This window comes from Acinetobacter sp. ANC_7504 (assembly GCF_056779995.1).
In genome coordinates this window covers 289063-302917 of sequence record NZ_JBWYIZ010000001.1, presented here as the reverse complement: position 1 = coordinate 302917, position 13855 = coordinate 289063, and the positions used below count along the sequence as shown (strand labels likewise).

11 protein-coding genes are annotated in these 13855 nt (G+C 38.2%); 2 read left to right on the top strand and 9 right to left on the bottom strand.

What is annotated here, in order from left to right; translation table 11 throughout:
* Positions 1-35 precede the first annotated feature (35 nt).
* Positions 36-2498 carry an ExeM/NucH family extracellular endonuclease gene (locus tag AC1M9F_RS01445; RefSeq protein ID WP_481596869.1) on the bottom strand — a complete coding sequence of 821 codons (2463 nt, stop codon included), beginning with the start codon at positions 2496-2498 and terminating at the stop codon, positions 36-38.
* A 210-nt stretch (positions 2499-2708) separates the two neighbouring features.
* Between AC1M9F_RS01445 and trmB the strand changes: the two genes are divergently transcribed.
* Positions 2709-3425, top strand: coding sequence for a tRNA (guanosine(46)-N7)-methyltransferase TrmB (gene trmB / locus AC1M9F_RS01440; RefSeq protein WP_481596868.1), 717 nt, complete (start codon positions 2709-2711; stop codon positions 3423-3425).
* 28 nt (positions 3426-3453) lie between these two features.
* Here the strand turns inward: trmB and AC1M9F_RS01435 are convergent, their stop codons facing one another.
* The 6 genes from AC1M9F_RS01435 to AC1M9F_RS01410 all read right to left on the bottom strand — a co-directional run bounded on the left by AC1M9F_RS01435 (position 3454) and on the right by AC1M9F_RS01410 (position 9746).
* The gene (locus tag AC1M9F_RS01435) at positions 3454-4230 is read right to left on the bottom strand and encodes a Rossmann-like and DUF2520 domain-containing protein (protein WP_092766132.1); all 777 of its coding nucleotides are present in this window, start codon (positions 4228-4230) and stop codon (positions 3454-3456) included.
* Between the two features lie 85 nt (positions 4231-4315).
* Positions 4316-5341, bottom strand: coding sequence for a lysozyme inhibitor LprI family protein (locus AC1M9F_RS01430; protein WP_481596867.1), 1026 nt, complete (start codon positions 5339-5341; stop codon positions 4316-4318).
* 128 nt (positions 5342-5469) lie between these two features.
* Complete coding sequence (locus tag AC1M9F_RS01425) at positions 5470-6369, bottom strand: lysozyme inhibitor LprI family protein (protein ID WP_481596866.1); 900 nt, start codon at positions 6367-6369, stop codon at positions 5470-5472.
* Positions 6370-6558: 189 nt separating this feature from the next.
* Positions 6559-7794 carry a dihydroorotase gene (locus AC1M9F_RS01420; RefSeq protein ID WP_481588425.1) on the bottom strand — a complete coding sequence of 412 codons (1236 nt, stop codon included), beginning with the start codon at positions 7792-7794 and terminating at the stop codon, positions 6559-6561.
* 10 nt (positions 7795-7804) lie between these two features.
* Positions 7805-8821, bottom strand: coding sequence for an aspartate carbamoyltransferase catalytic subunit (locus AC1M9F_RS01415; RefSeq protein ID WP_092766128.1), 1017 nt, complete (start codon positions 8819-8821; stop codon positions 7805-7807).
* A gap of 307 nt (positions 8822-9128) precedes the next feature.
* Positions 9129-9746: a LysE family translocator gene (locus tag AC1M9F_RS01410; protein WP_481596865.1), complete on the bottom strand. Its 618-nt coding sequence runs from the start codon at positions 9744-9746 to the stop codon at positions 9129-9131.
* 170 nt (positions 9747-9916) lie between these two features.
* Here AC1M9F_RS01410 and rlmKL point away from each other — a divergent pair, with 170 nt between their 5' ends.
* On the top strand, positions 9917-12121 hold the full coding sequence (gene rlmKL, locus AC1M9F_RS01405) for a bifunctional 23S rRNA (guanine(2069)-N(7))-methyltransferase RlmK/23S rRNA (guanine(2445)-N(2))-methyltransferase RlmL (RefSeq protein WP_481589786.1): 2205 nt from the start codon (positions 9917-9919) through the stop codon (positions 12119-12121).
* Positions 12122-12170: 49 nt separating this feature from the next.
* On the opposite strand, the gene AC1M9F_RS01400 is transcribed toward rlmKL, so the two are convergent.
* Together AC1M9F_RS01400 and AC1M9F_RS01395 are read right to left on the bottom strand one after the other, a co-directional pair.
* The gene (locus tag AC1M9F_RS01400) at positions 12171-12551 is read right to left on the bottom strand and encodes a hypothetical protein (protein ID WP_481596864.1); all 381 of its coding nucleotides are present in this window, start codon (positions 12549-12551) and stop codon (positions 12171-12173) included.
* 153 nt (positions 12552-12704) lie between these two features.
* The gene (locus AC1M9F_RS01395) at positions 12705-13847 is read right to left on the bottom strand and encodes a GNAT family N-acetyltransferase (protein WP_481596863.1); all 1143 of its coding nucleotides are present in this window, start codon (positions 13845-13847) and stop codon (positions 12705-12707) included.
* Positions 13848-13855 lie beyond the last annotated feature (8 nt).

Sequence of the window (13855 nt, the reverse complement as noted above, 5' to 3'; positions counted from 1 at the left end):
AAGAGCCAAATGGCTCTTTTTTTTACTTCTAAGTTTTAGGAATGATTTCTGCGTCTCCAACCAACCAAGGCTAACAGGCTTAATCCTAAAATGGATAGCAAGTTCAACGAACCACCACCTGACTTAGTGTCACGCTGTGGCTGCTCAGCATTTGTTGAGCTGTTAAGCTCTAAGTCGACAATCACTGGATCATGATCAGATGATCTAAATGCATGATCAGCATAAAAGAGCGACTTCTGCTCTGTAGTCTTAAATTCTTCGTTATAATCTAGGTTCGTTGGCTCATCAGCGTTAATGTGCCATACAAATGCACGCTTAACCGCAGGAAATAACGAAGCATCAGCTAAAGCATGATCCAAATTACCTGCTCCACCAAAACCAGCTTTGTTACTGTCGACACCAAATACATAGGTATATGCCTGTTCACCGAGCCCTACAACCTTGTCCGCCAGTACATTCGTATAATTAGCACGCTCTAAAGCCAAAATTGGATCTTCTTTTGCATAACTATTTAAATCACCAATTAAGAGCGTATTCGTATGACCTGTAATTTGCGTTGGATTCTTTGCAATCCACTGCATGAGTTGTTGTACCGCTTTAACCCGTGTCGCATTCCAACACCCCTGACCATCACCTTCATCCGCATCAGCAGATTGATCATTTGAAGGACAACTTCCTTTAGACTTCAAATGATTCGGAATAACCGTAAAGATTTTACCGCCACTCACTGGTTGAAAACTTTGAGCAAGGGTCACTCGATTTCTTTGTGACTGGTCATCAAACACTGCAGCAGCGTTAACAGGTTTTACACGCTTACTGTTGTAAATAATCGCAACAGCAATCGCATCATCACCTAATCGATTTGAATTTGGCGGAGTGATATATTTCCACTCCGATCCTAGTGCTCGTGTTAAATATGCAATGGCACTATTTTCACCATAACCATTATTCGCAATTTCCATTAAACCAAATACATCAGCATCGATTTCTTTCATTGCACTGACAATTTTGGCATGTTGCTTCTCAAACTCAGCTTTGCTGCTAGCACCTCGCTCAGTTGGAAAACCATTTAAACCATTATCATAGTTCAAAACATTGAAAGCCACGACACGGGTTTGGTTTGAATTTTTCTGAATCATTGGTAGCCGCGGGTTATTCGCTTTAATTTGGATTTGAGTACGACCTTGTACAGGTTGAATACGCCAAGAATTGAATCGATATTCTAGAATACCCTCAACAGCATTTAACTGATCACCTGCACGTAAAGTATTTAAAGCACTAAAATGACTTGGCAGTGTAGGCGTTAAATTTTGTGCATTATATCCGTCATCAAGTTCAATTTTGGACAAAAGATTTTTTTGTGCCAATGCCGTTGCTTCTGCTGATTTAGCTGGATAAATATTGGTCGGCATAAACAAACGTCCTAGACTTAATGACAGTTGTCCGTAGCGACCATAATTGTAATTTTCACTTACCGTTAATGTTTGAGGGATTTTAACCAACATACCTTGATAACGCTTTGGCGCATGCCCTGACGCGTTAGTTAAACTTTCAAATGGTAACTCGATTGATAATGGCGTTATCCAAGCGCTTGCCGCTTGATTACAAGTTAAAATATTTTCGGATAAATTATCAATCTGTAACTGATTTTGATATTCAGTTAATCGACCTTTAAGAACGACTTCTTCTCCGACTTTTCCTCCTTTTATAGGACTTGAAGCAGGAGCATATACAAAAATCGCGTTAGTTAGATCGGGTTTTGCTTTGGCATCAGGGGTTTGGATATAGAAACCTGAGAATCCATTCGCATAACGATAATCCGCAGTAATCACCCCCTTCACAGTATAGTTTTGATTCTTAGCTGCTTGTGAGAGTTCAGCGATAGGTGTATTCGCAGAGTTACAACTTAGAGTCGTCGGAGATGGCTCTATTGGTTCATTTGTACTAATCGCTAAATACTGGTTAAAAGCATTGCGATCCGACCATTTAGCCCACTCTTTTTGAATTTCAAAGGGTGCAGATGGATCTATCGAAACGACATCATGTGTTTTCTTTGTACGTTCAAAGCTTAAACCGGTTGCCCAGTTTTGCTGTATTCCAATCGCACCAAAACGGTCGACAGCCACATTGTTTTTATAGAGAACAATTGCATCATCGCCATTGAATGATAGGTTAGCAGTTTGCTGAACTGCTTCACCCAATTCAGTTTTTAAATTTGAATGTCCAATTAAAAAGTGCTGCTGAGCTGTTAAAGTTCCTTGCAGCTTAACCGTCAAATTCGCGGTGGTTAGACCATTCGGAAATATTTTTAATTGATACGCGGATAAATCAACAACACCTCCATCTGGATTGTATAGTTCAATACCTTTCTTGTTGTTATTACCATCCACATACTGGCTGATCATGAGTTCAGCATACGGCGTTGAACTAAATCCGATCAAACATAAAGATAATGTGAGTTTATTGAACACCCATTTATTTAGCGTTATTTTATTCATTTTAAGTCTTATTCATTGTTCATATTATTTTCCAAGCCTAGTGTACAGGCATGACAAGTAGATGAACAATTCATGACATTTTGAAAAAGTTCATGAATAGATCGACAAATCATTGATAGCTACGTAGTGCTTTCAGGTAGAAAAAGGTTTGACTTAGGAGACTCAGGTCTTAAAATACCGCATTCGAATTTTTTCTCATTTGCCAAAGTTATGTCGAACGATCAATTAGACCCGCAAGTTGTAGAATTAGACAACTTGAACGAGCATCGCGAAATTGTCACATTTATGCGCCGTTCATCTCCGTTGAATACTTCTCAACGAACTGCGCTTGAACAATATGGTCACTTAATTTTGGAATATCCTGTTGGTGATTTACGTCAGCAATTTGAGCATCCTGAACGTCCATTGACGGTTGAAATCGGTTTCGGTATGGGGCGCTCTCTTGTACTTATGGCAAAAGCCAATCCTGAACGCAATTATGTCGGCATTGAAGTACATGTTCCTGGCATTGCACAATGTGTATATGAAGCGGGTCTGGCTGGTTTGACAAACTTACGTTTACTTGATGCGGATGCAATTCAAGTTTTGCATGAAATGCCAGATAACAGTATCAATGCAATTCAACTTTATTTCCCCGATCCTTGGCAGAAAAAACGTCACCATAAACGTCGCTTTGTCTCACACGATCGTATGCCTTTAGTTGAAGAAAAACTTGAAATGGGTGGAACATTCCATGCTGCAACCGATTGGGAACCCTATGCAGAATGGATGTTAGATGTATTAGATAACCGCCCTCGTTTAGAAAATATGGCGGGTAAAGGTAACAGTTATCCTCGTCCTGACTGGCGTCCTCAAACTAAGTTTGAACGTCGTGGAATTGAAGAAGGCCATAAAATTAACGACTTCTTATTTAAAAAGATTCAATAATAAAAAAACAGGACTTAAGTCCTGTTTTTTATTCTGATTGTCTTTTATAAATTTGATCACTCACCACACTATACACTTGGCTTAAATCCGTACGTCCAGCCTGCGCCAGCATCTCTTGATGCATATGGATAATGTTTTGATCACCACGCATCGCTGGACCAGTTTGCACCTGTTTTGGGGGATTTAAAGTCGCTTTTTTCGCAGTTTCCAAAATCAATGGGTACAATAAATTAAAATCGACTTTTTGTGCATCTACGAGCTGCTTAGCGACGTCATAGCAGTAGTTGGTAAAGTTACACGCGAAGACAGCTGCTAAATGCAAACTCAAGCGCTGTGTTGAGTCATATTGATAAACCTTTTGACTCAACTCTTTTGCCATTTGAGTCAAGGATGCTAAATCCTGGTCGCTCATCGCTTCAACAAATATTGGCGTACTCAACCAATCAATTTGACTTTCAAAGCTAAAGGTTTGTAGTGGATAGAACACACCTGCACGCTCATGATATTGCGTGATTTTAGAGATATGGGTACTGCCAGACGTATGTACAATTAAAGCCTGAGGAAGCTGTTTTGCAACTTTTTCAGCAACTTCTTCAATTGCCTTATCACTCACCACCAATAATGCAATATCAACAGTGTCTTCGAGATCTTCAATTGCATTGCATGGTCTAGCTCTTACTAAAGCCGCCAACAAATTGGCTTTAGATTGCTCTCGACTAAACACTTGGACAATCTCATGATGCTGACTCAATACCTGAGCCAAATGATGAGCTACGCGCCCTGCTCCAATCACACTAATACGCATATCGCTTCCACATATATTCTGTATACCTAAGCATGCCGATAAAAAAAGAGCGAATCAATTCGCCCTTTTGCTATATTGTAATGAATTAATTAAACACATTGTTTAGGTACACAATTCTCTCATTGGTCTTTTGAATGAAACATTTAGAATATTGCATCTCAACATTCATTTGATTCATTTCATTGTCCCAATATTGATAATGTTGCTGATAAGTTTCGCGTTCTTTTTCTGGGATACTTTCAATTGACTTTTGAGAGACCACTTTACAGTCCACGTCACGACGTTCGAACCATTCAGTTTGATCGCTCTTTAGCTGCTCTTTTTGTTCGCCGCTCAAATTATCCCAAGTTAAATTAAGTCGCTCGACAGCTCTTGCTTGCTCTTTATCTAAATCAGATTTTCTCAATTGCATAGCTTTGAGTGCCAAGGCCTTTTGTTTTTGTTGAACAGCCTCATACTCTTCGTAAGCTTTTGATTCATTCTGATTTGCTTTACGAAATGCTTCAAATTGAACAGCATATCTCGTCATACTTGCAGCAATATCTAACAATGCATTATCAGGTTGCACACTCAGCATTAAACCTTCTTTATCCGTCTTGGTAATCTCATAATTCAAAGTGCCTGTGAGCTTATCTTGCCCATAACTGATATTGCCATGAACATCATTAATCCAATGTTGGAGCGTATAACTACCTTCGTCATGTTCACATTCGTATTCGCAAGGTTTTTCAAGGTATGCATTTTCAGCACGACGTTGAAGCCCCTTCGGTAGGTGGATAACCAACTGGCTTGAACACGTCAATTTGTTTGTTGCATTTGAAGGATCACTCGTTGTTGTAATCGACTTGAGTTCAAATCTAAGCGATGAGTTGATTTGGGAAAGTAATTTTAAATCTGACTCATACTGATCTGTTGCTTTTAAACGACGATCTAAAATGTTGTTATATTCCTGTTGCGCAAAGCGTTCAATTTCTTTGACATTCGTAGGAGAAGTACAACTCCAATCAGCAATTTCTACATTCTGTGAGGTGTCTTTGCTTTTCTTATTCAGATCACAACCTGCAACGAAGATGATAGAGATAATCAAAGCCAATTTAATCTTATACGTCATTTTTTATACCGCATATTTATAATTTTGACATATTTAATCAAATAAAAAACAACAACTCCATCACATTTTTATTTTTTTAAAATTTGATGCGTAAAAGCTAACGCTCAACAACCCTGTTTAATCAATGCCTAACTTAGAGTGAAAATTTTTTGCTGTAATTCAGATGTTCGACTAATCGCCATATTTGTTTCGCAATTCAATCGAAAAACTTCAGGATTATCGGCGCCTTCACTATTTAATTTACATTCTAAATTACGCTTTTTTGCCCACAGTTCTTGCTCATATTGTATTTTTTGGCGTGCTTGAAGTGAAGCTCTACTCCATACAGAATTTAGATCCTCATTGGCTTGATCTAATTTAAGTTGTGCTTCAGCAATAAGAATGGATTGATAATCATCTGAGGTTTTATTTTGATTATTTAAAAGTGCTTGTTTCTTTTGACGATCTAACGCTAAAGCCGTCAAACGTGAAGGTTTTAAATGGGCATCTATTAGAACTTTTTGCATAAAGCTGGTGAAATGTAGTGCATTCACCAATTGTACAGTTACTTCATGCTCTGAAATTCGTACACTATAATTTAACTCAGTAGAAATCTGATTGTTCTCAAAGTTTAATTGAGAAAGTGCAGCTGATTCTAACACATTTGACTCTCGATTTAATGCGCGCGATACATCAGCATCCGTCAGATAATTTGATGGTAGTTCAGCAGTGACTCTTGCTGTACACATCGTCTGATCAGAGGATCTCATTTTCTTTATTTTATCAATGTTTTCAATTTTAAATTGAACTGGTTTCAAACTACGCTGTAAGAGTTGACCATCTATAATAACTTGATCATTTTCTATAATACTTTTGAGTTGAGTCGCTGAGATATTCGCGATGTCTTTATGGATGACTTGTTCGAGTTTTAATTGCACTTCAGGTTGATCACAACGATTAAAAGCATACATGATTGAATACACTTGTTGGCATTCTGACAACACACCAACCATACACAATGTGGTCAATGTTTTCATCTGAAGTTTCATGCTACTCCCCAAATCATGCTCAAGCTCTTAATACCAAACCTCATTGGTTTTTTTTATTCTTCTTGAAGCTCTCAGTAAAATTTTATTAAAAAATAAAGATCTTCATAAAATATACTGAATCATGAATTATTCAATCATCCAAAATAAAAAAGGCCGATATTAATCGACCTTTAAATGATTGAATTCACATTATTTTATGAAAGTACGAATTACCTTACCTTTGACTTTTTGATTAATCAACGGTGTATTTTTACCTTGAGAAATAATAGAAGATTTATCAAGTGTCCATTCCAAATCTGGATCAACCAGCACCCATCCAGCCTGTGCTTTCCATGTCTCAGTCATTTGTGCAACAGCAGCTGGCGCACTCGTTACTTTTTCAACCCACTCTAATGGACTAAATAAACCTTCTTCAATCAATTTGATTCCAAAAGGAACATATGAATCAAAAGCAGTAAAACCTGGCAAAGTCTCTGCAAAAGGTGCCATTTTTGCAGAACTACTGAGTGGTTCATGATGCGTACAAATCGCGTCAATTACTCCAGATTTCACTCCCTGACGAAGTAACTCTTTATCAGACTCTGAACGCAAAGGTGGACGTACATGTGCCAAGGAATTGAATCCATCAATTAAAGATTCCGTAAGATGTAACTGATGCATTGCAACATCACACGTGACTGGCAATCCTTTTTCCTTCGCGATACGTATTAACTCAACCGAAGCACCACAAGACAGTAATCCGAAGTGTGCGCGGACTTTTGTCGCCTCTATCATTAATAGATATTTTGCGATCGCGACCGTTTCTGCCAAAGCAGGAATCATGGGTAAACCTTGGCGTGAAGCAATAAAGCCTTCATGCACACAGCCATCTTTCGCAATTTGAGGCTCTTCAGCATAGAATACGACAGTTAAATTCAAACCTGCAGCATATTCAAGCGTACGAAGCACTACATCGTCATTCGCAAAAGGTGCATTTGCATTTGATACAGCAGTACAACCACCCTTTTTTAAACCCGCCATGTTGGCTGGTTGATTTCCTTGAAGCCCTTGTGTTTGTGCACCTATCACCTCAAGGTAAATCCCGCCATCTAACATGGCCTTTTCAACAAGACCATGAATTAAAGCGCCATTGTCCTGAACGATAGGTTTTGAATCTGGTGGGGTAAATACATGTAAAATGCCATTTTCACGTGCTGCTTTACCTTCAGATTTCAACGTTCCATGTTGTTGTTGACCTGGCTCTCGTAAACGTGCACACAAATCAACCATCGTTGGCATCAACCATTTGCCTTGCCCATCGATGCTTTCATGCACATCTGAAGTCGCTTCGATGCGTTTTCCATCTTGAATAAAAATAGTTTCTATTTGATCAGTTTGAGCAATTGGATCTAGGACGCGTACATTTTCGACTTTAACAATAGACATGACTGATTCCTTATACCGCAACTGCTTCAATTAAACCTTGTTCTTGTAACTGACCCTGCATCGCCAGCGCGAGAACTGCCATACGCACCGCAATACCATTGGTCACCTGATTCAAAATCACGGATTGAGGACCATCTGCAATACTTGAATCAATCTCAACACCACGATTCATCGGCCCTGGATGCATCACGATACAATCAGGTTTGGCCAAAGCCAAACGCTCTTTGTTCAAACCATACATTTTGTAAAATTCAGCTTGTGAAGATAATGCAGGTGAATCGATACGTTCATTTTGAATACGTAAAGTAATGATAACATCACAATCCTTAATCCCAGCTTCCATATTGTTAAATAGGCGAACACCTTCACCATATTCATCGAAGCCATAAGGAAGTAACGTATTCGGCGCAATCACACGAATATCTTTACAACCTAATGTTTGCAATGCAGCCACATCAGAACGTGCAACTCGTGAATGTTTAATATCCCCAATGATCGCAATGGAAATATCTTCAAATTTTTTATTGGTTTCACGGCGAATCGTAAGCATATCCAACATTGCTTGTGTTGGATGCGCATGACGTCCATCACCCGCGTTGATAATCGCAACAGTTGGACAAACATCCTTCGCAATAAAATGTGCAGCACCCGATGAAGAATGTCGAACAACAAAGATATCGGCCGCCATTGCTTCTAAATTCCACAGTGTATCTCTCAGTGTTTCGCCTTTAGAAGTACTTGAGCGAGCAATATCAATATTGAGCACGTTGGCAGAAAGACGTTTTGCCGCTGCTTCAAATGTCGTTCGTGTACGTGTCGAATTTTCGAAAAACAGGTTCATTACCGTTTTGCCTTCAAGCATATTATTGGTAATGAGCTGATTTTGGTCATTAAAAAAGGACTGTGCAGTGTCCAATATTTTTGTAAGAGTTTCTTTTGAAAGGCCTTCGATGGTGAGGAAGTGTTTGAGATTCCCATCTTGGTTGAGTTGAATCTGGCTCGGTGTATGCAATGCAGCGAAGTGCATGAGAGATTCCTTATACGTTAAGTCAACGTATTATACAGATTCTAAAATGATTTGGCAGTGACCCACACTGCAGCTGATCAATATCTAACTTAATCACGACTTATGACGTTTCATAAAATTTTTCAAAAACTTAATTTAACCAAAAGTATTCCATTGAAATCTTCTAATTCCCTCAAAATTAGGCTCCTAACTCCTACATAAAAGCTTGTTTATCTTTATTTTGATACATCTGTTCAATCAAATTTCCCTGAAATAGTGAGTTAGATTATAAAAATAGAAATTTTTAATAAATGATCCACTCATAGTTTTATGGATATGTTAAAAAATGAGTGAGACACATCTGTATAGCAATCACGATTAAAAGACTTCCCATCACCCTATTCAAAATTCTTGCTCGATTTGCCACATTAAGAAACTGGGCCAATTTTTCCCCTGCATATCCCCAAAGCCATAAAGAGACATAGCAGACCATAAAATAAATCAAAACAAAAAGCGCTAAATAAACACTATTCTCTGAAGCTGAAAATAGGGCTGTACCTGAAACGGCGGCAATCCAAGCTTTTGGATTCAGCAACTGCATTAAAGCACCTTGCGTAAAATTTGGAATCTTCTCTAGATCTTGGTGATCTGTTCGAATTCTTTCGCCTTTAGCGCTTAAAATATTCCAGCCAATCCAAACCAATAGAGCCGTTCCTAACAGCGCAATAGCATCCAAAAGAACAGGATACGACAAAATAATCTGATATAGACCAACGCAAACTGCTGCAAGAAAAGCAGTAAATCCAATGGTTGCACCTGAAATAAAAGCAAAAGTTTTTCGAACACCAAAGTTCATACTGCTACTGAGAATAGTTAAATTAACAGGTCCAGGAGAGATAGACATCGATAATGAAAAGGTAAACATAGAGAAAATTAAAGCCAGCATATTTTTTTATCTTTTAGTATTTTTTAGTTTTATGGGGCCATATCAACCAGTTTCAATCAATCTTTAAATTTAAATTATTTTTAAAATGGTTGGATCAACGCATTAAAGCAGTTTTAAAATCAAAAATAAGTTAAAATATGCGATTGCTTTATTTGTCTTTGGGAATGTTCATGAATTCTAAACCTCGTCTTTCTACATATTGGGTTACCTGTGCAGATGGGCTTGAAACCTTACTTCAAGAAGAAATTGAAGGTTTAGGAGTACAAAACGTTGAACGTTTCCCTGGGCGATTGGTTTTCAAAGGTCAATTGGCTGATGCCTACCGCATTTGTATGTGGTCTCGTCTTGCATCACGTGTTTTGACGCCTATCCATACGTTTGAAGTTGAATTTACTCACGATGCACGCGATGTAGCTGAAGAACTCTACGAAGGTGCAAATAGTTTTGACTGGTCGCTTATTTTTGCACCTCAAAGTACATTTGCTGTGCGTTTACATGTTGAACGTGAGATCAAGGTCAATAGCCAATTCGCCACATTACGTGTAAAAGACGGTATCGTAGATTCCTTCATGGAGGCTGTCGGTAAACGTCCAAGCATCGATATCAAACAACCAGAAATTACCATTTATGCTTTGGCTGGTAAGAAAGAACATACTTTTTGTTTAGATTTGTCTGGCGATTCATTGCATAAACGTGGCTATCGCCACTATATGACTGATGCACCGATCAAAGAAAATTTGGCAGCAGCCATTCTTCAACATGCAAAATTAATTGAAAAGAATCCAGATATTGTTCTTGATCCAATGTGTGGTTCAGGAACATTTATTATTGAAGCTTTGATGATGTTAACTGACCGCGCGCCTGGTTTGGTTCGTCGTTTCGGCTTTAATGGCTGGAATGGTCATGATCATGATCTTTGGATGCAAATTAAAGGTGAAGCTGCGGAACGTCACAAAGTTGCCTTAGAAAAACCGCTTCCAAAATTCTATGCCTTTGACGCAGATTGGGAAGCAGTAAAAGCAACCAAAAATAATATCCGCGCTGCAGGATTTGAGGCATTGCTAGATCAAATTCAAATAGAAGAGCGCACCCTTTCTGATTGGCCAGATTTTAAGGCAGAAGGTAAATCTGTGGTCGTTGTCACTAACCCACCTTATGGTGAGCGTCTTGGTGATAAAGGCTCTAGCCGTTCATTCTATCTTGGTCTATCTGGCTTACTTCAAAAGAACTTTGCCAACCAAACTGCCGCAGTTATTGCAGCTCAAATTGAACAAGCAGACGTGTTGGCATTTAGCGAAACTCAAACGCTTCGCTTAATGAATGGTAAGCTACCTATTTATATTCGCTCAGGTAAGATTAAGCCACCTGTTGTGACACAACCTTTCTTAGCCAATTGGCAACCACTTCAATTCGATAAAATTGAAGGTGCTGAAGATTTTACAAATCGTTTGCAAAAGAATATGCAGAATTTGAAAAAATGGGCTGTAAAAGAAAATATCTATTGTTTGCGAATTTATGATGCTGATCTACCAGACTTCAATGTCGCCGTAGATCTATATGGTGACCGATTGCATGTTCAAGAATATGCCCCACCAAAATCAATCGATCCTGAAAAAGCGAAAAAACGTTTTAATCTTGCTTTACAAGCAATCCGTGCTGTCACAGGTTTAGGTCGCGATGCCATTTTTATCAAGACTCGTGCTCGTCAGGAAGGTAAAAACCAATACACAAAACAAAGTACTGCCTCTAAACGCTTTATCGTTCAAGAAGGCAAAGCGAAAATTTTGGTTAACCTCACAGATTATTTGGATACTGGCCTTTTCCTCGACCATCGCCAAATTCGCTTACGCATCGCTGCTGAAGCAAAAGGTAAACATTTCCTTAATCTATACAGTTATACCTCAACTGCAAGTTTACATGCTGCGTTAGGTGGTGCTGCGAGCACGACCAGTGTCGACCTTTCAAATACCTATTTGAACTGGTCTAAAGAAAACTTTGTCTTAAATGGTTTAACGGTTGATCATGCTGACCAACAACACCAGTTCTTTGCCAGCGATTGTTTTGAATGGTTAAAAGAAGGTCATGAACAATATGACTTAATCTTTATCGATCCGCCAACGTTCTCGAACTCTAAAAAATTCCATGGTACGTTTGACGTTCAACGTGATCACTTATCCCTGATTAAACGTGCAATGAATCGTTTAACCACTGGTGGTACGCTGTATTTCTCAAATAACTATCGTGGTTTCGAATTAGACGACGAAATCAAAGCGTTTTATGACATTGAAGAACTCACCCATGAAACAATTGGTCTAGATTTTAAACGTAATACTAAAATTCATCGTTCATGGAAAATTAGACACCTTCAAGCCTAATGACTAGAGAGCTTGACCAATAAAAAAAGGGCAATTCGTTTGCCCTTTTTTATTTTCTTAAATTTTTTGAAGGTGAATATTCCTTTGTCACAATAATGGTTGGATCTGTTGAAACATAGACAGTACGTGGTAACGTATCATAAGGATAATACGTCAGTGGTTTAATGGTTTTGCTAATCTGCTCAGGATCTGCTTTTTTGCTCAATTCAAAATCAGAAACTGCATTTGAAACCAATTGCTTCTGATTAAATTCTTCTGCTTGAGTCTGAGCCAAATGTTGTTGATTTTGTATTTGTACCTCAGCGCTCTGTGATACTTCTTTTTTTAATTCTTGCACTAAATTTTCATTCAAATTCTGATCAATCACTTGCTGTTCGATAAGTTCAGATTCTTCTAATTGCTGTGCAGTTGCCCATTGAAAACCACACATCAGCATGCAAGAAATTAAAATTGACCGTCGAAAAGTAACACTTATGAATTCCATTTTTTATCTCGAGAATTATTATTGTAATTTTATTTATATATTTATTAATTACAGCTAATCAAGTGCGTTCACTCGCATTCCGATGAACGCACCATATTCTTAAATACGACTCACTTCAAAGTAAGAGTATTTAGAACGATCAATCACGTCATAGGGTTTACTTTCATAACTATGAAGCGTGTGAACTGCTTTCATTTTATGTGATGAACACTGCTCTAGAACTTGCTTACGTGGGTCATTCTCAACCACAGTCACACAAAATGATGTTTTACCCTGAGCTTTCACCAATGTATTTACTTTGGTCAGCATAAACTTTAGTACGTCTAACGCACTTGGATCACAGAGGAAACTATGCGTCATGAGATAATCAAAGGATTGCCCTTCTTCGGGAAGCGTTAACTGTCCAGTAATTCGAGCATAAGTGTTATAGACAGGTTTTAACAGTTTTAACGTTGTAGAATAACTCGCCACTTTAGTTTGTTTGAAATCTTTTTGATCCCACAAACCAAATAAACCTACGATTTTATGATCTGAATTGAGCACTAAATGAAAGTCTTCTAATCTCAGCCCATACCAAAAAGGATGATTAGCTTCCAATAACTGTCTAAAGTCATAATCAGGTAAAAAATTATAATGGGAAGCCATTTCTTGTATAAAACCATTGACCGCATCAATCTTATCTATGGTCATTGTTTCAAGGCGAAGTTCAGCAGACTGCTTAAACTTAGGCACCTTAGAAATGGTAAAAGTGGTCATCGAATCAAAGATATAAGGTAAAGCATATCCTTCTCTTTCACGATGCATCATATTACGAGCTACTTTATTATCTTCTAAAATCACACTTTGAAAGATAATTTCACGAGGGAAACATTCAAAAATGTATTCCATAAATACATTAAACGCTTTTTTACCCCGAGCTGTAAGTTTGATTCGTAAATCTGATACATAGCGTAATTGTTCAGTGACGCCATTGATCCAATACGATTTCCAACCGATGTTCATCATGGCAATAATTTGATCAGGCTGATCTTGATGTACGACAACCAAAATTTCAGGCTTATTATATTGTGCATGTGTAGCACGAAAATAACTCGGTTTCCGCTCAAATGAAATCACCATACCGTTACTCGGCATACTTTCAGAAATCAGCTCAATCAATTGAGGATCATCTTGCTCCGCAGCATAACGTAGATAAAATTCAGGCGAGGTTTTTGATCGATATAGTAAATTTTGCTCTGTCATTTTTAAAT

Bases quoted from the DNA above. Each gene is read 5' to 3' on its own strand.
- AC1M9F_RS01445 (WP_481596869.1), bottom strand. From the start codon at position 2,498: ATGAATAAAATAACGCTAAATAAATGGGTGTTCAATAAACTCACATTA.
- trmB (WP_481596868.1), top strand. From the start codon at position 2,709: ATGTCGAACGATCAATTAGACCCGCAAGTTGTAGAATTAGACAACTTG.
- AC1M9F_RS01435 (WP_092766132.1), bottom strand. From the start codon at position 4,230: ATGCGTATTAGTGTGATTGGAGCAGGGCGCGTAGCTCATCATTTGGCT.
- AC1M9F_RS01430 (WP_481596867.1), bottom strand. From the start codon at position 5,341: ATGACGTATAAGATTAAATTGGCTTTGATTATCTCTATCATCTTCGTT.
- AC1M9F_RS01425 (WP_481596866.1), bottom strand. From the start codon at position 6,369: ATGAAACTTCAGATGAAAACATTGACCACATTGTGTATGGTTGGTGTG.
- AC1M9F_RS01420 (WP_481588425.1), bottom strand. From the start codon at position 7,794: ATGTCTATTGTTAAAGTCGAAAATGTACGCGTCCTAGATCCAATTGCT.
- AC1M9F_RS01415 (WP_092766128.1), bottom strand. From the start codon at position 8,821: ATGCACTTCGCTGCATTGCATACACCGAGCCAGATTCAACTCAACCAA.
- AC1M9F_RS01410 (WP_481596865.1), bottom strand. From the start codon at position 9,746: ATGCTGGCTTTAATTTTCTCTATGTTTACCTTTTCATTATCGATGTCT.
- rlmKL (WP_481589786.1), top strand. From the start codon at position 9,917: ATGAATTCTAAACCTCGTCTTTCTACATATTGGGTTACCTGTGCAGAT.
- AC1M9F_RS01400 (WP_481596864.1), bottom strand. From the start codon at position 12,551: ATGTGTGGTTTTCAATGGGCAACTGCACAGCAATTAGAAGAATCTGAA.
- AC1M9F_RS01395 (WP_481596863.1), bottom strand. From the start codon at position 13,847: ATGACAGAGCAAAATTTACTATATCGATCAAAAACCTCGCCTGAATTT.